The organism is Jiella sonneratiae, assembly GCF_017353515.1.
GTDB lineage: Bacteria > Pseudomonadota > Alphaproteobacteria > Rhizobiales > Rhizobiaceae > Jiella > Jiella sonneratiae.
The window spans coordinates 1-22,245 of sequence record NZ_JAFMPY010000044.1; the positions used below are offsets into that span (position 1 = coordinate 1).

At 67.3% G+C, this 22,245-nt stretch carries 19 protein-coding genes and 2 pseudogenes; 7 read left to right on the plus strand and 14 right to left on the minus strand.

What is annotated here, in order from left to right:
- From J1C47_RS22580 to edd, 4 genes and pseudogenes are all read left to right on the plus strand, one after another.
- Positions 1-308 (plus strand): annotated as a pseudogene (locus tag J1C47_RS22580) (hypothetical protein); the annotation flags it as partial.
- A gap of 246 nt (positions 309-554) precedes the next feature.
- Positions 555-2,033, plus strand: coding sequence for a glucose-6-phosphate dehydrogenase (zwf, locus tag J1C47_RS22585; protein WP_207353076.1), 1,479 nt, complete (start codon positions 555-557; stop codon positions 2,031-2,033).
- A 67-nt stretch (positions 2,034-2,100) separates the two neighbouring features.
- Entirely contained in the window at positions 2,101-2,805 is a 705-nt protein-coding gene (pgl, locus tag J1C47_RS22590) for a 6-phosphogluconolactonase (protein WP_207353077.1), read from the plus strand.
- Between the two features lie 112 nt (positions 2,806-2,917).
- Positions 2,918-4,735 carry a phosphogluconate dehydratase gene (gene edd / locus J1C47_RS22595; RefSeq protein ID WP_207353078.1) on the plus strand — a complete coding sequence of 606 codons (1,818 nt, stop codon included), beginning with the start codon at positions 2,918-2,920 and terminating at the stop codon, positions 4,733-4,735.
- Positions 4,736-4,772: 37 nt separating this feature from the next.
- Here the strand turns inward: edd and J1C47_RS22600 are convergent, their stop codons facing one another.
- The 9 genes from J1C47_RS22600 to aptA form a co-directional block, all read right to left on the minus strand.
- Positions 4,773-5,105, minus strand: coding sequence for a hypothetical protein (locus tag J1C47_RS22600; protein ID WP_207353079.1), 333 nt, complete (start codon positions 5,103-5,105; stop codon positions 4,773-4,775).
- A 142-nt stretch (positions 5,106-5,247) separates the two neighbouring features.
- The gene (gene hydA / locus J1C47_RS22605; protein ID WP_207353080.1) at positions 5,248-6,699 is read right to left on the minus strand and encodes a dihydropyrimidinase; all 1,452 of its coding nucleotides are present in this window, start codon (positions 6,697-6,699) and stop codon (positions 5,248-5,250) included.
- 40 nt (positions 6,700-6,739) lie between these two features.
- Positions 6,740-7,078: a type II toxin-antitoxin system PemK/MazF family toxin gene (locus J1C47_RS22610; protein WP_207353081.1), complete on the minus strand. Its 339-nt coding sequence runs from the start codon at positions 7,076-7,078 to the stop codon at positions 6,740-6,742.
- Entirely contained in the window at positions 7,078-7,299 is a 222-nt protein-coding gene (locus J1C47_RS22615; RefSeq protein WP_207353082.1) for an antitoxin MazE-like protein, read from the minus strand. Before J1C47_RS22615 ends, J1C47_RS22610 begins: the two co-directional genes overlap by 1 nt.
- Positions 7,300-7,487: 188 nt before the next feature.
- Positions 7,488-7,907 carry a VOC family protein gene (locus J1C47_RS22620; RefSeq protein WP_207353083.1) on the minus strand — a complete coding sequence of 140 codons (420 nt, stop codon included), beginning with the start codon at positions 7,905-7,907 and terminating at the stop codon, positions 7,488-7,490.
- Positions 7,908-8,012: 105 nt separating this feature from the next.
- Entirely contained in the window at positions 8,013-8,378 is a 366-nt protein-coding gene (locus J1C47_RS22625; protein ID WP_207353084.1) for a type II toxin-antitoxin system PemK/MazF family toxin, read from the minus strand.
- Positions 8,375-8,596 carry an antitoxin MazE-like protein gene (locus J1C47_RS22630; protein ID WP_207353085.1) on the minus strand — a complete coding sequence of 74 codons (222 nt, stop codon included), beginning with the start codon at positions 8,594-8,596 and terminating at the stop codon, positions 8,375-8,377. The genes J1C47_RS22625 and J1C47_RS22630 overlap by 4 nt, the downstream gene beginning before the upstream one ends.
- A gap of 36 nt (positions 8,597-8,632) precedes the next feature.
- A complete protein-coding gene (locus J1C47_RS22635) occupies positions 8,633-9,880 on the minus strand; it encodes a Zn-dependent hydrolase (RefSeq protein WP_207353086.1) in 1,248 nt (415 codons plus the stop codon).
- A 336-nt stretch (positions 9,881-10,216) separates the two neighbouring features.
- A complete protein-coding gene (gene aptA, locus J1C47_RS22640; protein ID WP_207353087.1) occupies positions 10,217-11,545 on the minus strand; it encodes an omega-aminotransferase AptA in 1,329 nt (442 codons plus the stop codon).
- Between the two features lie 152 nt (positions 11,546-11,697).
- Here aptA and J1C47_RS22645 point away from each other — a divergent pair, with 152 nt between their 5' ends.
- Positions 11,698-12,381: a TetR family transcriptional regulator C-terminal domain-containing protein gene (locus J1C47_RS22645; RefSeq protein ID WP_207353088.1), complete on the plus strand. Its 684-nt coding sequence runs from the start codon at positions 11,698-11,700 to the stop codon at positions 12,379-12,381.
- A gap of 33 nt (positions 12,382-12,414) precedes the next feature.
- Here J1C47_RS22645 and J1C47_RS22650 read toward each other — a convergent pair whose 3' ends face one another.
- The 4 genes and pseudogenes from J1C47_RS22650 to preA form a co-directional block, all read right to left on the minus strand.
- Positions 12,415-14,859 carry a putative bifunctional diguanylate cyclase/phosphodiesterase gene (locus tag J1C47_RS22650; RefSeq protein WP_207353089.1) on the minus strand — a complete coding sequence of 815 codons (2,445 nt, stop codon included), beginning with the start codon at positions 14,857-14,859 and terminating at the stop codon, positions 12,415-12,417.
- A gap of 146 nt (positions 14,860-15,005) precedes the next feature.
- Positions 15,006-16,663 (minus strand): annotated as a pseudogene (locus J1C47_RS22655) (FAD-binding dehydrogenase).
- Between the two features lie 109 nt (positions 16,664-16,772).
- Positions 16,773-17,846, minus strand: coding sequence for a DUF2252 family protein (locus J1C47_RS22660; protein ID WP_207353090.1), 1,074 nt, complete (start codon positions 17,844-17,846; stop codon positions 16,773-16,775).
- A gap of 80 nt (positions 17,847-17,926) precedes the next feature.
- Positions 17,927-19,270, minus strand: coding sequence for an NAD-dependent dihydropyrimidine dehydrogenase subunit PreA (gene preA / locus J1C47_RS22665; RefSeq protein WP_207353091.1), 1,344 nt, complete (start codon positions 19,268-19,270; stop codon positions 17,927-17,929).
- Positions 19,271-19,346: 76 nt separating this feature from the next.
- Between preA and J1C47_RS22670 the strand changes: the two genes are divergently transcribed.
- Together J1C47_RS22670 and J1C47_RS22675 are read left to right on the plus strand one after the other, a co-directional pair.
- Positions 19,347-19,580 carry a type II toxin-antitoxin system HicB family antitoxin gene (locus J1C47_RS22670; protein ID WP_245396757.1) on the plus strand — a complete coding sequence of 78 codons (234 nt, stop codon included), beginning with the start codon at positions 19,347-19,349 and terminating at the stop codon, positions 19,578-19,580.
- Between the two features lie 39 nt (positions 19,581-19,619).
- The gene (locus J1C47_RS22675) at positions 19,620-19,814 is read left to right on the plus strand and encodes a type II toxin-antitoxin system HicA family toxin (protein ID WP_207353092.1); all 195 of its coding nucleotides are present in this window, start codon (positions 19,620-19,622) and stop codon (positions 19,812-19,814) included.
- A 61-nt stretch (positions 19,815-19,875) separates the two neighbouring features.
- Here J1C47_RS22675 and J1C47_RS22680 read toward each other — a convergent pair whose 3' ends face one another.
- Positions 19,876-21,252, minus strand: coding sequence for an NAD(P)-dependent oxidoreductase (locus J1C47_RS22680; RefSeq protein WP_207353093.1), 1,377 nt, complete (start codon positions 21,250-21,252; stop codon positions 19,876-19,878).
- Positions 21,253-22,245 lie beyond the last annotated feature (993 nt).

Genomic DNA, 22,245 nt, shown 5'->3' on the forward strand with positions numbered 1-22,245 from the left:
ATCGCTTCGTCATCCTCGTCCTCGACGGGGCCGGCTATCACACAAAGCCCAATCTCGCCGTTCCAGACGGCATGCGTCTCGTCCATCAGCCGGCCTACACGCCAGAAGTCCAACCCGCCGAACACCTATGGCCGCTCGTCGACGAACCGCTCGCCAATCGATACTTCGAAACGCTCGGGGACCTCGAGCTCGTCTCGAAAAACGCTGCCGCGAACTCGACCAACAACGCCAAACCGTCGCGGCGCATACAAGCTTTACATGGTGGCCCAAGCCAGTCAGGCCGACCTGATCACCCGAATCTGGTATGACCCCGCGAGCGCCTGCCGGTTGCTCCGCCTCCGTCGCGGCTTAGATGATATCCGATGCATCGTCCGGTGGCCCGGGCGGCGCCCTTCGGGCGCTCCGCCCGCCTCGCCGGACGTTCGCGCGACGCGGGGAGGAATTTTTATTGGCACTGGAAAAATTCAATCGATTAGACTAAGGCAGCGCCAATGGCGCAGATCCGGTATTCCTGCCGTGCCGGAATCAGCCGAACCTCGATCAGGAAGCGACACATGTCCAGCCAGATCATTCCGGTCGATCCCTTCGACTACGTCGTCTTCGGCGGCAATGGCGATCTCGCCGAACGCAAGCTCCTTCCGGCGCTCTACCACCGCGACCACGACGGCCAGATCCCGGCCGAGGCGCGCATCGTCGGTGCGTCGCGCTCGGACCTTTCCGACGAGGCCTATCGCGAATTCGCCCGCACGGCCCTGACCAAGCACGTCAAGGCGGAGGACATTCACGAGGTCTCGCTGGAGAGGTTCCTCGGACGCCTCCACTACCGCACGATCGACGCCCAGGCCGACGGCGGCTGGGACGATCTGCGCGCCCTCCTCGACGAGGCCGGGCAGTCCCGCATCCGCGCCTTCTATCTGGCGGTCGGCCCGTCGCTCTTTGCGCCGATCGCCGAGCGGATCAGCGGCAAGGGCCTCGCCAACGAACGCTCCCGCCTCGTGGTGGAAAAGCCCGTGGGCCGCGATCTCGCCTCGGCGCGCGCGCTGAACGAGACGATCGGCCGGCACTTCCGCGAGGACCAGATCTTCCGCATCGACCACTATCTCGGCAAGGAGACGGTGCAGAACCTGATGGCGCTGCGCTTCGCCAACGCCCTCTACGAGCCGGTGTGGAACTCGACGCACATCGACCACGTGCAGATCACTGTGGCGGAGGAAGTCGGCCTCGAGGGCCGCGCCGGCTACTACGACAAGGCCGGCGCCCTGCGCGACATGGTGCAGAACCACATCGTCCAGCTCATGTGCCTCGTCGCGCTCGAGCCCCCGTCGGCCCTCGACGCCGACGCGCTGCGCGACGAGAAGCTGAAGGTGCTGCGCGCGCTGAAGCCGATCGACGCCTCGAACGTCGAGAGCCGCACGGTGCGCGGCCAGTACAAGGCCGGCGCCTCCGGCGGCGCGGCCGTGAAGAGCTATTTCGACGATCTCGGCAACGGCGAGAGCGACACCGAGACCTTCGTCGCGATCAAGGCCGAGATCGGCAACTGGCGCTGGTCCGGCGTGCCGTTCTACCTCAGGACCGGCAAGCGGCTGTCCGAGCGCATGTCGGAAATCGTCGTGACCTTCCGCCCGATCCCCCACAACATCTTCGAGGCCGTCGCCGGCAACATCGTCGCCAACCAGCTGGTCATGCGGCTGCAGCCGAACGAGGGCGTCAAGCAGTGGCTGATGATCAAGGACCCGGGCCCCGGCGGCATGCGGCTGAAGCACGTGCCGCTCGACATGACCTTCGCCGAATCCTTCATGACCCGCAATCCGGACGCCTACGAACGGCTGCTGATGGACGTCATCCGCGGCAACCAGACGCTGTTCATGCGCCGCGACGAGGTCGAGGCGGCGTGGGAGTGGGTCGATCCGATCCTCAAGGCCTGGGCCGAAAAGAGCGTCAAGCCGCAGGGCTACACCGCCGGCACCTGGGGTCCCTCCGCCTCGGTCGCCCTGATCGAGCGCGACGGGCGGACCTGGCACGAGCCGAACTGACGATCGCCGGGCGCCCGCGCGGCCCCCGAGCGATCGTCGCGACATCGAAGATGGGCCGAAGCGCGACATGACAGAGCCGGTGATTCATCGCTACGAGAGCCGCGAGGCGCTGGCCGAGGCGCTGGCGGCCGGCGTTGCGGCCGTCCTCGCCGGGGCGCTCGCCACCGACGGCGAGGCGCGGCTCGCCGTTTCCGGCGGTTCGACGCCGCAGCGCTTCCTCGCGCGGCTCGCCGGAGCCGCGATCGACTGGGCCGCCGTCACCGTCAACCTCGTCGACGAACGCTGGGTGCCGGAAGAGAGCGAGCGTTCCAACGCCGCGATGGTGCGCCGGCATCTTCTTCAGGGACACGCCGCCTCGGCGCATTTCGTGCCGTTCCACGAACCGAGCGACATGCCGGAAGAGGTGCTGGAGACGCTCGAGGAGCGCTTCCACCGGACCGGCAGGCCGCATGACGCGCTGATCCTCGGCATGGGAGCCGACGGCCACACCGCCTCCTGGTTTCCGCATGCCCCGGGCCTTGCCGCCTGCCTCGACCCAAACGGCACGGATGCCGTCGCCGCGGTGCATCCGCGCGGGATGGACGAGCCGCGGGTGACGCTGACCTATCCGGTCGTCAATGCGGCGCGCTTCCTCGCCCTTCACATCGAAGGCGCGGAGAAGCTTGCGGCCTTCGAAGCCGCGTGCGGCGACGGGCCGGTCGAGGACATGCCGGTGCGTGCCGTGCTGAGAGCCCATCGCAGCCAGCCGCTCGACGTGTTCTGGGCGCCATGACGATTTTTCAGGGAAGCGGCCTTCGCCCTTCCCGGCGAGACGACGAACCACCGCAGGACCGGGCGGACGCCACGCCGCCCGTCCCCGCCTTCATACGACAAGGGGCCGAAGCATGACCGCCGACCGTCGCATCGAAGAGATCACCGATCGCCTGCGCGAGCGCTCCGCGCCGACGCGGGAAGCCTATCTCGCCCGCATCCGCGCCAAGGGCGCCGAGGGTCCGAAGCGCACGACGCTGACCTGCGGCAACCTCGCCCACGGCTTCGCCGCCTGCGGCCCGCTCGACAAGGAGCGGCTGATGGGCGACCGCACGCTCAATCTCGGCATCATCACCGCCTATAACGACATGCTCTCGGCGCATCAGCCCTTCGAGCGCTTCCCCGAGCTCATCCGCGCGGCGGCGCGCGACGTCGGCGGCACCGCGCAGGTCGCCGGCGGCGTCCCGGCGATGTGCGACGGCGTCACCCAGGGCCAGACCGGCATGGAGCTTTCGCTGTTCTCGCGAGACGTCATCGCCATGGCGGCGGCCGTCGGCCTGTCGCACGACATGTTCGATGCGGCGGTCTATCTCGGCGTCTGCGACAAGATCGTGCCGGGCCTGGCGATCGCGGCGCTGACCTTCGGCCATCTGCCGGCGATCTTCGTTCCGGCCGGGCCGATGACCTCCGGGCTTCCCAACGACGAGAAGAGCCGCATCCGCCAGCTTTACGCGGAAGGAAAGGTCGGCCGCGACAAGCTGCTCGAGGCCGAGGCCCAGTCCTATCACGGGCCCGGGACCTGCACCTTCTACGGCACCGCGAATTCCAACCAGATGCTGATGGAGATCATGGGCCTGCACACGCCGGGCTCGTCCTTCGTCAATCCGAACACGCCGCTGCGCGACGCGCTGACGCGCGAGGCGACCCGCCGGGCCCTGGCGATCACCGCGCTCGGCAACGAATATACGCCGGCCGGCCTCGTCGTCGACGAGCGCGCCGTGGTCAACGGCGTCGTCGGCCTGCACGCCACTGGCGGCTCGACCAACCACACCATGCATCTCGTCGCGATCGCCGCGGCCGCCGGCATCAGGCTGACCTGGCAGGACATTTCCGACCTGTCCGACGTGACGCCGCTGCTCGCGCGGGTCTATCCCAACGGCCTTGCCGACGTGAACCACTTCGCCGCCGCCGGCGGCATGGGCTTTCTGATCCGCGAGCTGCTCGACCGCGGGCTGTTGCACGAGGACGTGCGCACCGCCTGGGGCCGCGGCCTCAGGGCCTATGCCATCGAGGCGAAGCTCTCCGCCGACGGCGAGAGCGTCGTGCGCCACGAGGCGCCGCGCGAGAGCGGCGATCCGAAGGTGCTGACGACCGCCGACAGACCGTTCTCCAGCAATGGCGGCCTCAGAATGCTGAGGGGCAATCTCGGCAAGGCGGTGATCAAGGTCTCGGCGGTGAAGCCGGAGCGCCGCGTCGTCGAGGCGCCGGCGAAGATCTTCCACGACCAGAACGAGCTGAAGGTCGCCTTCGACGCCGGCGAGCTCGACCGGGACTTCGTCGCGGTGGTGCGGTTCCAGGGGCCGAAGTCGAACGGCATGCCGGAGCTCCACAAGCTCACCCCCCTTCTCGGCGTCCTGCAGGACCGCGGCCACAAGGTCGCGCTCGTCACCGACGGGCGGATGTCCGGCGCCAGCGGAAAGGTGCCGGCGGCGATCCACGTCACCCCCGAGGCGAAGACCGGCGGCCCGATCGCCCGGGTCAAGGACGGCGACGTGATCCGCCTCGACGGCGAGACGGGCACGCTGGAGGTGCTGGTCGACCCGGCCGAGCTCGATGCCCGCACGCCGGAGACGCCGGACCTTTCCGGCAACGACTTCGGCCTCGGCCGCGAACTCTTCGCGGCGTTCCGGTCGGCGGTCGGCGACGCCGAGAGCGGGGCGAGCGTGTTCTGACGGGGCCTTGCGTCCTGTCAAATTGACGACGGCGCGCTCAGCCCTTGGCCTGCGGCCAGACCATCAGCACGAAGCCGATCAGCCCGAGGCCCATGCCGATCAGCTGGGTCAGCGGCGGCCGCTCCTGGAAGACGGCGAAGGCGATGACGTTGATGAGGATGAGCTGGGCGACCGAGGAGGCGGAGATGGCGACGCCGAGCCCGCTTTCGCGCATCAGCTTCACCATCATCAGATTGCCGACGCAATAGAGCATCAGGGCGCCGGCGAGCACCCACGGCAGCCCGTTCGATACATAGGAGCGCGTCGCCGAGGCAGCGGCGAGAAACACCGGAACGGCACCAGCCAACCACAGGATCGCCGCTGCGCTCATGCTTTCACACTTTCGACGTTCAGGACGTCATGCCTATCGCACAAGCCAGCGAAGCCGCCTAGGCGCCATGCCCCTTCAGCCGCGACGACCCGACGGCGCTCCCCCTGCCCTCAAGGGAAATGGGAAGAGATGGGCGCCATGATCACACCCCGCTCATCGGAATGCCCGTGCGCTCGACCTTGCGCGGCGCCGTCAGTTCCTTCCAGGTCGACAGGGCCTTGTTGACTGGCGCGTTGGCCGGGCGTTCGACGAAGCGGCCGTCGCCCTTTTCGGCTCGGACGTCGCCGTCCTTGTAGACCAGCCTGCCGCGCGAGAAGGTCATGACGGGAAGTCCTGTGACTTCCACGCCCTCGAAGACGTTGTAGTCGATCGCCGATTTCTGGGTCTTCGCCGAGATGGTCTTCGTCGCCTTCGGGTCGAACACGATCAGGTCGGCGTCGGCGCCGACGAGGATCGCGCCCTTCTTCGGATAGACGTTGAGGATCTTGGCGATGTTGGTCGAGGTGACGGCGACGAACTCGTTCATCGTCAGCCGGCCGGTGACGACGCCCTTGGTCCACAGCACCGAGAGACGGTCCTCGAGGCCGCCGGTGCCGTTGGGGATCTTGGTGAAGTCGCCGAGCCCCATGCGCTTCTGCTCGGTGGTGAAGGCGCAGTGGTCGGTCGCCACCACCTGCAGCGAGCCCGATGCGAGGCCGGCCCAGAGCGAATCCTGGTGGCTTCTGTCGCGGAACGGCGGCGACATCACCCGGCGCGCCGCGTGGTCCCAGTCGGGGTGGGAATATTCCGAATCGTCCAGGACGAGATGCTGGATCAGCGGCTCGCCATAGACGCGCATGCCTTTCTGCCGTGCCCGGCGGATTGCCTCGTGCGCCTGTTCGCAGGAGGTGTGGACGACATAGAGCGGCACGCCGGCCTGGTCGGCGATCATGATCGCCCGGTTGACCGCCTCGCCCTCGACCTCGGGCGGCCGCGAGAAGGCATGGGCCTCCGGGCCGTTGTTGCCCTCGGCCATCAGCTTCTGTTGCAGGAAGGCGACGACGTCGCCGTTCTCGGCATGGACCAGCGGCATCGCGCCGATCTCGGCGCAGCGGGTGAAGGACGCGAACATCTCGTCGTCGTTCACCATCAGGGCGCCCTTATAGGCCATGAAGTGCTTGAAGGTGTTGATCCCGGCCTCGACCACCTTCGGCATCTCGTCGAAGAACTTCTGGCCCCACCAGGTGACGCCCATGTGGAAGGAATAGTCGGTGCGGGCGGGCCCGGCCTTCTGGAACCACACCTGCAGGGCGTCCATCGGCCCCTGGTCCGGCGCCGGCAGGCAGAAATCGACGGTCATCGTCGTGCCGCCGGCGAGCGCTGCCGCCGTGCCGGTGTCGAAGTCGTCGGCCGAATGGGTGCCCATGAAGGGCATTTCCATATGGGTGTGCGGATCGATGCCGCCGGGCATGACATAGGCGCCCGAGGCGTCGATCACCTCGTCGCCGGAAAGGTCCGGCCCGATGGCGGCGATCGTCTCGCCCTCGATCAGGATGTCGGCCTTGTAGGTGAGATCGGCGGTGACGATGGTGCCGCCCTTGATGACTGTGGTCATGGCATAGAACCTTCTGCTGTGATGGTGACCGCGTCGACAGTCATCGCTTGATTTCGAGAAGATCGAGAAACAGGGTGAGGCCGTGCCCGATCGATTTGATTTCATGCGCCGCCAGCATGCCAATCGGACCACGGACCTTGGCACGCGGAAACGTCATCATCTTTTCGATCTGGACCTGCGACACGAGCCGCAGGCCATTTTCTGAAGCAGGTTCAACCGTGATGCGCATTGGACCATCGCGAACCAGATCGCTGGTCATCATGCAGACGGTGATGCTGTCGAGCAAACCGATCGTTTCGGACCGCTGGACGACGACCGCAGGTCTCGGCTTCCCGTAGTCTCCCTGGGCGGAGACGATCACGACCGAGCCACGCTTCATCAGTCCAAATCGTCCCACAGTTCACGGGCGAAAGCATCAAGAACGTCGTTCATCCCCGTACGCCTGTCGGACTCGCGGATGAGCCGGCAATCCTCCTCGATCCTGGCCCTGAACACCGGATTGTCCCAATCCGGCACCCAGACCTCGGCCTGGATCGGCTTCCAGCCTTCGGCCAAGAGCTTCTGGCGTTCTTCTTCCGACAATTCCTTCGGGCGTCCCATGTGCGCCTCCTCGACGATGTCGCAAAACCGATCCTACCCCAGCATGCCGGCACTCTCCAGCGCGCCGGGAGAAGGGGGCGGGAAACCGGCCACCCGCCATCTCGCCGAGATAAGCCGCGATCCAAGCGACCACATCGTCTGCTCTTCGGGCATCCGTGATGGCGAACGTGGCCCCCCAGGCAGCGCAGTCATGGATGATCCTCTGGCTCGACCCGCTCGACGGTGACCGAGGCGGCGGACCTATTCGTCGGCCCGTGATGGACGGCCTCGACATTGTTGCCGTCGGGGTCGAGCAGAAAGGCCGCGAAATAGCCGGCGTGATAGTCGCGAAGGCCGGGCGCGCCATTGTCGCGACCGCCGGCCGCGAGCCCCGCGGTGTGGAAGGCGGCGACGGCCTCATGGTCCTTTGCCTGGAAGGCGAAATGCAGCCGCGAGACCGCGCCGTCGGCCGCCGAGACATAGAACTCGTCGCACCAGAAATCCTCGCCGTCGCCTTCGATGCGATGGCCGAGGGCGCCGAGCACGGCTTCGTAGAAGCGCCGGCTCGCGGCGATGTCGGCGACGCGGATGTGGACGTGATCGAAGAGACGGCCGAGATGTTCAGTCATGGACGGGCTGCCCCGATCTCGGCCCGGACCAGTTCGGCCTCCTGCCATGGTCGGACAACCGCGCAGGTCGGACCAAAGCGATGGAATCGTCCTTGCCGACAGAGGTCATGTCAGTTTCCCGATGGCCGACACGATGGCCGCCGACTGAGTCAGGCCCAGGATATTGATGAGAGCGGCGTCGATATGATCGAGATCCCCGCGCTCGAGACTGCCGATGCGATCTCCCACCTCCCGCGGCAGCGCGACGCCCAATCGTTCCAGCATCGCATCGGAGACAAGGCGAAGGCCATTGATGGCAGACGGCTGGATCCGCACACGAGCAAGTGGCGCATCGATCAGGTCGCTCGTCAACGGGCACAGGATGACCGGGCGGTTCGTACGAATGAATTCATCAGCCATGAGGATCACCGCCGGCCGTGGTTTGCCGGCAGCGCCTCGCGTCGAAACAGTGAAAACGTCGCCGCGCTTCAAGGTTCTTCATCGTCCCAGAGATTGCCCCGAAGCTGAATGATCCAATCGTCGATGCCGGGATCGTTGCGATCCGCCTCTGCAATGGCATCGAGCTCCCTGTCAACTTCTGCGCGGTACGCCGGACTGTCCCGGTCGATCACCCAGACCTCAATTGGCCGCCAGCCCTTCGCCAGAAGTTCGGCCCTCTGCTCCGTGGTCAATTCCTTCGGCCTACCCATGGCAGCCTCCTGAATTCTGTCGCCGCTCGGCCGACCCTACTCCACCACCCCCGCCGTCTCCACCACCGCATGCATCAGCACGTTCGCGCCGTTCCGCGCCCAGTCCCGGGTGATCTCCTCGGCCTCGTTGTGGGAGAGGCCGTCGACGCAGGGGCACATGACCATCGCCGTCGGCGCGACGCGGTTGATCCAGCAGGCGTCGTGGCCGGCGCCGGAGACGATGTTGGTATGCGACAGGCCGAGCCGCTCGGCGGCGTCGCGGACGGCCTTCACGCAGCCCGCGTCGAAGGTGACGGGATCGAAATGGCCGACGATCTCGACCTCGGCGGCAATGTCCATCGCCTCGACGATCGTGTCGATGCCGTCCTCGATCCGCTCGCGCATCTCTTCGAGCGTTTCGAGGGACGGAGAGCGGATGTCGATGGTGAAGACGCAGCGGCCGGGAATTATGTTGCGGGAGTTCGGATAGACCTCCATGTGGCCGACGGCGCCGACGGCGTTGGGCTGATAGTCCATCGCCGTCTCGTGGACGAGCTCGGTCACCCGCGCCATGCCGAGGCCGGCATTGCGCCGCTTCGGCATCGGGGTGGAGCCGGTGTGGCTCTCCTTGCCGGTCAAGGTCACCTGCAGCCAGTAGAGCCCCTGGCCGTGGGTGACGACGCCGATGTCGATCCCCTCGTCTTCCAGGATCGGCCCCTGCTCGATGTGGAGTTCGAAAAAGGCGTGCATCTTGCGCGCGCCGACGGGCTCGTCGCCCTGCCAGCCGATGCGGGCGAGTTCATCGCCGAATTTCTTGCCCTTCGCGTCGACCCGCGCCTTCGCCCAGTCCTCCTCGTGGACGCCGGCAAAGACGCCCGAGGCGAGCATCGCCGGGGCGAAGCGCGTTCCCTCCTCGTTCGTCCAGTTGGTGACGACGATCGGATGCTTCGTCCTGATGTTCAGGTCGTTGAGCGTGCGCACGATTTCCAGCGCACCGAGAACGCCGAGGACGCCGTCATACTTGCCGCCGGTCGGCTGGGTGTCGAGATGCGAGCCGACATAGACCGGCAGGGCGTCGGGATCGGCGCCCTCGCGGCGGAAGAACATGTTGCCCATGCTGTCGACGCCCATCGCCATGCCGGCGGCCTCTGCCCATGACTGGAAGAGCTTGCGCCCCTCGCCGTCCTCGTCGGTGAGCGTCTGGCGGTTGTTGCCGCCGGCGATCCCCGGGCCGATCTTCGCCATCTCCATCAGCGCGTCCCACAGCCGGTCGCCGTCGATCTGGAGGTTGGAGAGCTGGCTCATGAGGGTGTCCTTTACGAGGGCTGGATAAAGAGGCCGAGCGCTCTCTTCTGGCATCTTGGTTCACGCTCGCGCTCGCGGCGACATGGCCGAGCGGGCGCCGCACCTCTCCGCGTCGTCATTCTCGGGCCCCGTCCCGAGAATCCAGAGATCATCGAGCGCCCGTTCGGTTCATCTGCGAAGGGCCGCAACCGCGGGCGTCGCGGCAACCGCCCCTGGATTCTCGGGACGGGGCCCGAGAATGACGACGTTTCGGTATCCCCGCCTTCTTCGGCGATGTTCGGCGGAACCTCTGCCGGTGGGTGCCCCAGCCCGCAGGACGACCGAACGGGCAGGCACTCACTCCAGCCCCTGCAAAATCCCTTTCAGCGTATCGACGATCTCGCCGATCTGCGCCTCGGAGACCATCAGCGGCGGCGACAGGGCGATGATGTCGCCGGTGGTGCGGATGAGGAGCCCCTCCTCGAAGGCCTTCACGAAGGCCGAGAAGGCGCGCTTGGTCGGCGCGCCGGCCATGGATTCCAGCTCGATCGCGCCGATCAGGCCGATGGTGCGGATGTCGGTGACGTGGCGCGTGCCTTTCAGTGAGTGGATCGCGTCGGCCCAGACCGGCTCCAGCGCCTTGGCGCGCTCGAACAGCCCCTCCTCGAGATAGGTCTCGAGGGTGGCGAGGCCGGCGGCGGCGGCGATGGGATTGCCGGAATAGGTATAGCCGTGGGCGAACTCGATCAGGTGCTCCGGCCCGGTCATGAAGGCGTCGTAAATCTTCGCCGAGGCGAAGACCGCGCCCATCGGGATGACGCCGTTGGTGAGGCCCTTGGCGGTGATCATGATGTCCGGCGTCACGCCGAAATAGTCCGCGGCGAAGGCCGTGCCCATGCGCCCGTAGCCGGTGATCACCTCGTCGAAGATCAAGAGGATGCCGTGCTGGTCGCAGATCTCGCGCAGGCGCTTCAGATAGCCCTTCGGCGGCGGCAGGACGCCGGTCGAGCCGGCGACCGGCTCGACGATGACCGCAGCGATCGTCGAGGGGTCGTGCAGCGCCGCGATGCGCACGAGATCCTCGGCGAGCTCGACGCCGTGTTCCGTCGCGCCCTTCGAATAGCCGTTCCTCTCGGGATCGTGGGTGTGGCGCATGTGGTCGACGCCGGTCAGAAGCGTGCCGAACATCTTGCGGTTGCCGACGATGCCGCCGACCGAGATACCGCCGAAATTGACGCCGTGATAGCCGCGCTCGCGGCCGATCAGCCGGAACCGCGCCCCGTCGCCCTTCGCCCGATGATAGGCAAGCGCGATCTTCAGCGCGGTCTCGACCGATTCGGAGCCCGAATTGGTGAAGAAGACGTGGTCGAGGCCTTCCGGCGCGATGGTGGTCAGCCGCGAGGCGAGCTCGAAGGCCTTGGGATGCCCCATCTGGAAGGCCGGCGCGTAGTCGAGCTCGGCCGCCTGGCGCTGGATCGCCTCGGTGATCTTCGGCCGGCAATGGCCGGCATTGACGCACCACAGCCCCGCCGTGCCGTCGAGTACCCGCCGCCCGTCGGCGGTCACGTAATGCATGTCCTTCGCGCCGACAAACATGCGCGGCGCCTGCTTGAACTGCCGGTTCGCCGAGAACGGCATCCAGAAGGCTTCGAGATTGTTGGGGACGATGCGTGCCTGCTCGTTCATGGCGTTCCGCCCAAACCTGCGTCCGGCCTTGCGGCCGCGTGACGATTTCTTGACTATTTGGTCAAAGCAGAGGCTAGAAGCTCGCCGGAAGCCGGTCAAGCGCCGCGACGCGGGGCGTGGCGGGCGCGGCGCGGGGATGCGGAGAGGGACGATTGGACGCCAAGGCCGGGGCGAGACGGAAGAACGAGGCGGGCGACACGCCTAATCCGGAGGGCGGCGAACGCCAGCCGACCCGCATCCAGGCGATCAACCGCGAGATCATCCTCGACGCCGCGCTGGAGGTCTTCGCCGTCCACGGCTTCCGTGGCTCGACGGTCGATCAGATCGCGGCGCGGGCGGACATGTCGAAGCCCAACCTCCTCTACTACTACCGCCGCAAGCAGGACATCTATCGTGCGGTGCTGGAGGCGACGCTGGGCGACTGGCTGGCGCCGCTCGCGGCGATCGACCCGGCCGGCGACCCGATCGAGGAGCTTCGCCGCTACATCTCCCTGAAGCTGGCGATGTCGGCCGAGAAGCCGGCGGCCTCGCGCCTCTTCGCCAACGAGATCCTCGCCGGGGCCCCGGTGATCGGGGATTTCCTCGAAACGCGCCTGCGCGCCCTCGTCCAGGAAAAGGCCGGCGTCATCCGCCGCTGGGTCGGCGAGGGCCGGCTCGCGCCGGTCGACCCGGTGCATCTGATCTTCACCATCTGGGCGGTGACCCAGCATTACGCCGATTTCGACGTGCAGGTGAAGGCGGTGCTCGGCAGCCAGGTCGACGCCGCGGGATTTCGCGAACAGACCGCCCAGGCGGTGCTGTCGATCGTCCTCAACGGCATCCGCCCGCGCCGTTGACCCCCGGCGGAAGGCCTCCGCTGGCCGCCGGCATCAGGCGGCGAGCGAAGCTTCCGGCACGTCGAGGTCGTTCATCCAGCGCTTGGTGATGTCGGCGATGACGCGAGGCAGTTCCTCCTTCGGCTGCGGCGTCGAGAAGAAATAGCCCTGCATCTCGCGGCAGCCCTCGGCAAGCAGCCTGCGCATCTGGCCCTCGGTCTCGATACCCTCGGCGAGAACCTGCATCTTCAGGGACTTCGACAGGCCGATCACCGCGCGGACGATGGCGATGTTCTCCGCCCGCTCGAGGTCGCGGACGAAGGACTGGTCGATCTTCAGCTTGTTGAAGGAGAAGCGGCTGAGATAGCCGAGCGAGGAATAGCCCGTGCCGAAGTCGTCCATCGAGACGGTCAGGCCGCGACGGCGCATCTCCCGCAGGATGTCGAGGACGCGGTCGCTCTCGTCGAGGAACAGCGATTCGGTCACCTCGATCTGCAGGCGGCTGGCGGCGAGGCCGGATTTGGCGAGGGCGCGGTCGATGTCGGCGAGCAGCGTCGGGCTCTTGAACTGCATCGGCGAGAGGTTGACGGAGATGGTCATCGACTGCGGCCAGGTCGACGCCTCGGTGCAGGCGGTCTCGAGGCACCAGATGCCGAGCCGCTCGATCACGCCGGCCTCTTCGGCAAGCGGAATGAAGTCCCCCGGCGAGATCATGCCCTTTTGCGGATGGCGCCAGCGCAGCAGCGCCTCGAAGCCGCTCACCCGCTTGTCGACGATGTCGACGAAGGGCTGGTAGTAGAGTTCGAACTCCTCGGAATCGAGCGCCGCCTTGAGGTCGAGCTCCATCTCCCGGCGCTGCTTCAGCTTGGCGCGCATCGCCGGCTCGAACACGCGGAACGAGCCGTTGCCGGTGCGGTCCTCCTTGGCCTTGTAGAGGGCGAGGTCGCAGTTCTGAAGCATGATGTCGGCATTGGTGCCCTCGGCCTCCGCCTTGGCGGGATCGTGGGCGACGATGCCGACGCTGACCGCGGCGAAGATCCGCCGGCCCTCGACCTCGATCGGTTCGTCGAAGGACTTGACGATCGTCTGGCCGAGCGCCCGCGCCTCTTCCGTCGACTTGGTCTGCGGCGCGATGACGGCGAATTCGTCGCCGCCGAGCCGGGCGACGCTGCCCCGCGCGTCGACGAGGCCGGCCAGCCTCTCGCCGCAGCATTTCAACAGCGCGTCGCCGAAGGGATGGCCGTAGGTGTCGTTGATGGACTTGAAGTTGCGGATGTCGACCACGACGATCGAGAACGGCTTCTTGGCGTTCCTCAGCAGCTGGTCGAGCTCGTCGCCGAACTGGCGACGGTTGGGCAGATCGGTGAGCTGGTCGTGGCCGGCGAGATAGTGCAGGCGCTTCGAGATGCGCTCGCGCTCGGTGATGTCCTCGAAGGTGACGAGCAGCCCCTTGCCGGACATGCCGCGACGCTTGACCTCGAGGATGGTGCCGTCGTGCATCGACATCTGCAGCGAGTCGTTCTCGTTCTCGCGCAGCGCACTGGTGAGGCTCGGATCGGGCAGGAATTTCTTGGCGGGGGTGAGGATGTCGAACTCGCCGAAGCGCTCGTTGAAGACGCCGTTCGACAGGAGCAGCCGCCGCTGGCCGTCGAGCATGCACAGCGCCTGCGTCATGTTGTCGAGCGCCGCCTGGAGCTGGCCCTGCTGCGCGGCGATCTGGTCGGAGAGCATGTTGGTCTTGGCGTCGAGGGTCGACCGGAGGACGATGTAGCGATCCTGCATGTCCTTCAGCGCGGAGAAGGCGCCTCGCACCTCCGACGGGCCGGTCGGGCGGATGTCGAGTTCCTCCTCGCCGGCGACGAGGGCGCGTGCCGTGTCGGACAGCCGCCTCAGGGGCGAAGAGACCGAGCGGATCAGGAAGACCAAAAGGCCGAGCATCGCGAAGATCACCATGCCGAGACCGACGGCGCCCTGCATCGTGCCGGACTCGAAGGACTGGGTCGCGTCGGCACCCCGGGCGGCAATGTCGTTGCGGACGATGCGCGAGGCCGATTGCAGGCCGAGCGCGATCTTTTCGAGTTCGCGCGCCACCGTCGGCTTGGAGACCGAGGCATAGCCCGTCTCGATCAGGCCGAGCGAGTAGACGAGACCGCGCAGGTCCGCCTTGGCCTCGTCGGGAATGCCGGTTTCCAGAAGCGCGCCGACGTTCTGGCGCACGTCACCGACCGCTGCGAGAATGCCGGCGAGATCGCCGCCGGAAAGCGCCGAACGTCTGGCCGCCTCGCCTTCCGCGGCAATGCGGCTGTCGAGATCGTTTCGCACCGCGTCGAGATTGGTCAGCGTCGACTGCAGGCGCGTCAAGGGGTCGATGCCGGTGTCGACGAAGGCGGCCAGCTTGGTGATGGAGTCCATCTGGCCCCGATAGGACAGGAGGCCGAAGGCGATCGAAAGGCCGGCAAATATCAGACAGCCCAGGATGAGCCTCACCTTGATCGACATTACGCGTCTTTCTCGGCTGCAGAACAGGAATACACAGTGGCAGTCGAAGCCTCGGCCCATGCCAGGCGTCACTATGCATTCGCCAGGTTACTCCGGCGTTACTATTTCAATTTGCGATGTTTTTCCGGTTGCAGCATCGGACTGCATCACGCTGCGCCCGCGGCATGGCGGCCGGCGGCGCGGCCGGAGAACAGGCAGCCGCCGAGGAAGGTGCCTTCGAGCGCGTTGTAGCCGTGATAGCCGCCGCCGCCGAAGCCGGCCGCTTCGCCCGCCGCATAGAGGCCCGCGATCACCTGGCCGTTTGGGGCGAGTACCCTTGCGTCGAGGTCGGTGTGGAGGCCGCCGAGGGTCTTGCGCGTCAAAACGTTCAGCCTGACCGCGATCAGCGGCCCGTGGGCGGGATCGAGGATCCGGTGGGGCCTTGCCGTGCGGATCAGACGGTCGCCGAGATAGTGCCGCGCGCCGCGGAGCGCGACGATCTGCGCGTCCTTGGCGAAGGGGTTCGCGATCTGCCGGTCGCGCGCCTCGATCTCGGCGCGCAATGCTCCCGGCGACAGGAGGTCTTCGCCGGCGAGCCGGTTCATTCCGGCGACGAGATCGCCCAGCGTCTCGGCGACGACGAAGTCCTCGCCCTTCTGCTTGAAGGCTTCGACCGGCGGCGGCGCCTTGCGGCCGAGACGGCTCTTGAGAACCGCCCGCCAGTCCTTTCCCGTCATGTCCGGATTCTGCTCCGAGCCCGAAAGCGCGAATTCCTTCCTGATGATCGACTGGGTGAGGACGAACCAGGAATGGTCGCGGCCGGTCGAAAGGATCCGCTTCAAGGTCGCCATGGTGTCGAAGCCCGGCATCGCCGGCGCCTGCATCCGCCTGCCGAGGGCGTCGAACCACAGCGAGGACGGGCCGGGCAGGATGCGGATGCCGTGCATCGGCCAGATCGGATCGAAATTGGCGATGCCCTCGGTGTAGTGCCACATCCGGTCGCGGTTGATGACCCCGCAGCCGGCAGCCTCGGCGACCTCCAGCATCTGGCCGTCGACATAAGCCGGAACGCCCGAGATCATCCGCTTCGGCGCCGGACCCAGCCGCTCGGTCGGCCAGTTCTTGCGGACGAGATCGTGATTGCCGCCGATGCCGCCGGAAGCGACGACGATCGCCCCTGCCTCGATGCAAAAGTCGCCGACGACGTCGCGGCCGGTCGCACGGCCCCTTGGCTCGCCGGCCGGCGCGAGAATCTCGCCGGAGACCGCTTCCGCCCGGCCGCCGGCGATCGCCAGTCCGGTCACGCGGTGGCGCGGCCGGTAGTCGACGCGGCCCGCCGCGACATGCTCGCGCAGCCGCCGCTCGAAGGGCGCGACGACGCCGGGGCCGGTGCCCCAGGTGATGTGAAAGCGCGGCACCGAATTGCCGTGGCCGGTGGCGAGCGAGCCGCCGCGCTCGGCCCAGCCGACCACCGGAAACCAGCGCATGCCGAGACCATGGAGCAAGCGCGCATCTCGCCCGCGGCAAAATCGAGATAGGCCTCGGCGACGCGCCGCGGCCAGTGGTCCTCGGGCCGGTCGAAGCCGGCGGAACCGAGCCAGTCGCTCGTCGCGAGGTCGAGCGTATCCCTGATGCCGCAACGCCGCTGTTCGGGCGTGTCGACCATGAACAGCCCGCCGAGCGACCAGAAGGCCTGGCCGCCGAGCGACTGGCCGCCCTCCTGGTCGAGAAGGACCACCCGCCTGCCGCGATCGGCGATCTCGCAGGCCGCGACGAGCCCCGCGAGCCCCGCCCCGACGACGACGGCGTCCGTGCGTTCTGTCATGCCGGTCTCCTCCCCGCAAAGAGACTGGCACGGCGATCGGCCGGCCGGCAATCGCCGCTGCGATCGCTCGGCTGCAACGTCCGAGGCGGCGACGTCCGAGCCGGCGACGTCAGGCGAATGCGGCGTGTTCTTCGGCGACCAAGCGGGCGGCGTCCTTCGCCGCCCGGCGCAGCCAGTCTTGCGGCCGTGCGGCGAGATCGGCGCGGACGGCGCCGATCTCGACAGGCCCGGCGGCGTGGCAGTTGCCGACTTCGGCCCCCATCAGTTCCAGCATCCGCAGCGAGAGAAGCTCGGCCACCGCGGATTTGACGTCGAGCTTGCGGCTGTTCGGCGACAAGCGGCGCAGCACCACCCCGCCGTCGACCCGGTAATGCGGGTCGGCCGCACGACCGCGGCCGGCGGCGATTTCCCCGATCCGGATTTCGGCGTCCTTCGGTCCGTGGCAGAGCGTCCAGGCAGAGGGCAGCACGGCCTTGGCCTCGCGCACGACCGGTCCGCCGCACCATGTGGCGCGGGCGACGAAGCGCGGCCGGCCGAGACTGCCGAGGCCGGCGCCAGTCCTTCGCCCGATGACCACTTCGGTGGCGCCTGCCGGCAGCGCCCGACCCAGCGCCGCGACGAAGCGTTGCGGAACGGGCTGCCTTCCCGGCTCGATGGCCTCCATCTTCTCCCAGAAGCTCCTGCGCTCGCCTTCCGGCAGCATGACCGCCTTGCGCAGCCATTTGTGATCGCGCTCGAGGACGATCGGCTGAGGCGCCTCGAGGGCGCGCCGATAGCCGGAGAGGATCGCCCGCGCGACGGCGCTCGAACCCGGTGCGGCGTCGGCGCCGCGCCCGAGGAGGGCGCTCGCGGCGAGGCGGACGAGATCGAGCGCGTAGGGCATGACCGCCGCCTCGTCGAAATCGTTGACGCCCCAGATGAGCCGCCCCTCGGCGTCGCGCCAGGTGCCGAAGTTTTCCAGATGCGTATCGCCGACGGCGAGAAGCGGCGGCGCGGCGGCGAGATCGGGGCAGACGTCGAGGATCGTCTCGGCAAAGCGCCAGTAGGTCGCGCGCAGAAAGGCGAAGGGCGACTTGGCCATCTTCTCGTGCTTGCAGTCGAGATCCTCGACGACGAGTTCGCCCTTCAGGGCTTCGGCGAGCCAGTCCTCGAAGCGCTGCATGGAGGAAGCGAAACCGGCCATCGAACCGTCCCCGAGCAGTTGAGGCGTCGGAGATTACACCTTCGTCGGGATGAATTGTAGCAGGCTTCCTGCGGCCGCCCCTACTCCGCCGCGTCCGGCAGCGTCACCGGCTCGGGCGCGTGCTGCATCTTCTCCCGCGCCATCGGATTGTTCGGATGCGCCGTCCAGTTGCCGTATTCGGCCGGGATCGGCTTCCTGGTGCGCGGGTCGTATCCGGCGATCCGCTCCATGGTGATGCAGTCCTCCACCGGGCAGACGTTCACGCAGAGATTGCAGCCGACGCATTCCTCGTCGATCACCTCGAACCGGCGGACGCCGTCGACCATGCTGGTGATCGCCTGGTGCGAGGTGTCCTCGCAGGCGATATGGCAGCGGCCGCAGGAAATGCACTTGTCCTGGTCGATGCGCGCCTTGGTGACGTAGTTGAGGTTGAGATACTGCCAGTCGGTGACGTTCGGCGCGGCCCGGCCGCGGAAGTCCTCGATGGTGCGGTAGCCCTTCTCGTCCATCCAGTCGGAAAGGCCGGAGATCATCTCCTTCACGACCTTGAAGCCGTAGGTCATCGCCGCGGTGCAGACCTGGACGTTGCCGCAGCCGAGCGCGATGAATTCCGCGGCGTCGCGCCAAGTGGTGATGCCGCCGATGCCGGAGATCGGGATGCCCGCCGTCTGGGGATCGCGGGCGATCTCCGCCACCATGTTGAGGGCGATCGGCTTCACCGCCGGACCGCACATGCCGCCATGCGAGCCCTTGCCGTCGATCGTCGGGGTCGGGGCGAAGCTGTCGAGATCGACCGACATGATCGCCGACACGGTGTTGATCAGCGAGACGGCGTCGGCGCCGCCCTTCTTCGCGGCGCGGGCCGGATAGCGGATGTCGGTGATGTTCGGCGTCAGCTTGACGATCACCGGCAGCTTCGAATGCTGTTTGCACCAGCGGGCGACCATCTCGATATATTCCGGCACCTGGCCGACGGCCGAGCCCATGCCGCGCTCGCTCATCCCATGGGGACAGCCGAAGTTGAGCTCGACGCCGTCGGCGCCGGTCTCCTCGACCAGCCGCAGGATCTTCTGCCAGGGCGCTTCCTCGCAAGGCACCATCAGCGAGACGATCAGCGCCCGGTCCGGCCAGTTGCGCTTGACCCGGGCGATCTCCTCGAGGTTGGTGTCGAGCGCCCGGTCGGTGATCAGCTCGATGTTGTTGAGGGCGAGGAGGCGCCGGTCAGGCCCCCAGATCGCGCCGTAGCGTGGGCCGTTGACGTTGACCACCGGCGGATCCTCGCCGAGCGTCTTCCAGACGACGCCGCCCCAGCCCGCCTCGAAGGCGCGGTTGACGTTGTATTCCTTGTCGGTCGGCGGCGCCGAGGCGAGCCAGAACGGATTCGGCGAGGCAATGCCGAGGAACGACGTCGAGAGGTCAGCCACGGGTCCGGCTCCTTTTCTGGCGGGCGGCGGCAAAGGTCGCTAAGGTGGAAACTGTCGGCACGAGACTTCGAGGTGCATGATGAGCGGAAGCGTCACCTATACGGTCCAGCTGCGGCCCGAGCCGGAGGGCGGCTACACCGTCCTGGTGCCGGCGCTGCCGGAAGTCGTGAGCTACGGCGAAAGCCGCGAAGAAGCGCTGGAGAACGGTCGGGAGGCTATTCACGCCGTCCTTGAATATTACGACGCCGAGGGTATCCCCCGTCCCGATGACGTCGTTCCCCTGCTCGAACTCGTGACTGTGGCTGCTTGACCTTTGACTCGGCTTCCGGCCGTCAGTGGAAAGCAGGTCTTGCGGGCGCTGAAGGGTGCTGGCTTCACTCTCCATCATGTCACCGGCAGTCACCATGTCATGGAACGGGTTGCGCCGGTGCGCAGGGCCGTCGTCGTACCCGTGCACGGAAACCGTGACATTCCGATTGGCACATTGCGTGCGATCATCAAGCAAGCCGGCATGTCGGAGGAGGATTTCATCGCGTTGCTCTGACTCTCGATTTGCCTTTGGACACCAGCCGCTCGGTATTTCGGGTGTTACAAAGCGCTGGGGCCTATTCCGCCGCGACCTTCTCCGCCGCCGTCAGCGCCGCATGAATATCCAGTGCCGCGATCTTGCCGTCCTCGACGGCGACGACGGTGAGATCCTCGCCCTCTGAAATGCAGTCGCCGCCGGCCCAGACGCCGTCGAGCGAGGTGCGGCGGGCGGAATCGACCCTGATCCGGCCGCCTTCCAGCGCGATGCCGGCCCCTTCCCCGTCGGTGCCTTGCGGCGAGAAGCTCTGGCCGATCGCCTTGAAGACCTGGTCGGCCTCGATCGTCACCGTTTCACCGGTGAGCGCCAGCCGGCCGATCTCGATGCGGGTGCGCTCGAATTCAATGCCAACGACGTGGCCGTTCTCGGCCAGAATCCGCTTCGGCTGCAGGTTGAAGCGCAGATGGACGCCGCGCGTCACCGCGACCTCCTGCTCGTAGGCCGAGGCCTTCATCTGGTCGCGGCCGCGGCGATAGGCGATCGTCACCTCTTCGGCGCCGAGGGCCTTCGATTGGACGGCGGCGTCGATCGCGGTCATGCCGCCGCCGATGACCACCACCCGCCGCCCGACCGGCAGTTCGGCGAGATCGCCGGTCTGCCGCAGTTCCGCGATCCAGGCGACGGCGTCGTGCGAACCACCGGCCGCCTCGCCGTCTGCGCCCAGCGCATTGACCCCGGCAAGGCCGAGGCCGAGGAACACCGCGTCGAAGTCGCGGCGAAGCTCGGCAATGTGGACGTCGCGGCCGAGCGCCTTGCCGGTCTCGACGACGATGCCGCCGATCTCAAGAAGGAACGCGACCTCGCGCTGGGCGAAGTCGTCCGTCGTCTTGTAGGCGGCGATGCCGTATTCGTTGAGGCCGCCGGCCTTCTCCCGCGCATCGAAGATCGTCACGTCGTGGCCGAGCATCGCCAGGCGGTGGGCGCAGGAAAGCCCCGCCGGCCCGGCGCCGACGATCGCGACGCGCCGGCCGGTCGGCGCGCTCCGGCGGAACGGATGCCGCCCGGTCGCCATCATCGCGTCGGTGGCAAAGCGCTGCAGCATGCCGATCTTCACCGGCTTGCCCTCCGCAACCTGGCGCACGCAGACCTCCTCGCAGAGCGTCTCGGTCGGACAGACGCGCGCGCACATGCCCCCGAGGATGTTGGCCGAAAGGATGGTCTTCGCCGCGCCGATCGGATTGCCGGCCTGGATCTCGCGGATGAACAGCGGGATGTCGATCGTCGTCGGGCAGGCATTCATGCAGGGCGCGTCGTAGCAGAAGTAGCAGCGGTCCGCCTCGACCAGCGCCTCGTGCTTTTCCAGCGGCGGGTGGAGATCGGCGAACCCTGCCGCCAGGGCCTCGGCCGGCAGGCGTCCGGGCCGGATGTCGGGTCGTTTCGGCAGCGGATCGGACATGGCGATCATTTCCCTCGCTCTGGCCCTCGATCTGGCAGTCGCCTTTTCGGCTCGCATTCCAGAATGATTCCATTTTTCGCCGCCGTCAAATTTTTTATCGTTTGGTCAAAATCGCCGCCGTGTGCCCGTTGCTCGGGCCGCGACGATAGAGCCTCGGCGCGGGAGCCGCGGCAGACCGCGCAGGCGCGCGGCCGAAAGCGGCACGGCCCGGCGGGCGCCGGGAAACGCGCGATCGTCGAGGATGCGGTCGACGTTGACCCCCAAGTCGAAGCGTCGGCCTCGAACCGAAGGACCCTGCCGTTGAGCGCAAGTGCATCGGCAACGGCATGCGCGCCGCGTTCGGGAAAGTGGTGCGGACGACGGGACTCGAACCCGTACTCCCGGTCGGGAAGCAGATTTTCGTACCACTTCGGCTTTCGCCGCCGCCGTCCGGCGTTCGTGGTCTGGACTGTCCCTTCGCCATGGCCGGCATCGCCCGCGTCATAGACGACGCGGAAGGCACGCTGCGGGTCGTCTCGACGCCGCAGCGTCCCCGCCGAAGCCCGGCCTTCAGGGCTTCGGACGGATGCCACCGGCTTTAGGCGCCGCCCGTCCAGTCTCTACACCTTCCCCGCAAAGGGGCTTGGCTCGGGATCGGCCTGGGGCGTTGCCGCCCGTTAGCGTTCCCCGACTTTGAGCGGTTCTACACCGCAGGTTTCCCCGCGGGCACTCCAATTTTCCAAAGTCTGCTGCGTCTACCGATTTCGCCACGTCCGCCCATGCCGTCCCGGATGACGCACCGCTCTGCGGTTGCATCGGCGCCGGCCGGCATGACGGGCACGTTCTGCCCCGAAGCCGGCCCCGACGCAAGGCGGAGACGGGTGAGTGGCAGGGCTCCGAACTCATATGACAGCAGGTGACGCATTGCGCGGAGGCTGATTCTGTGGCGGCGGTTGATTCGAGGAGCCGCCGCGATGAGCGCTTGTGCCGACGATTGGGGTTCGAAGTCCCGCC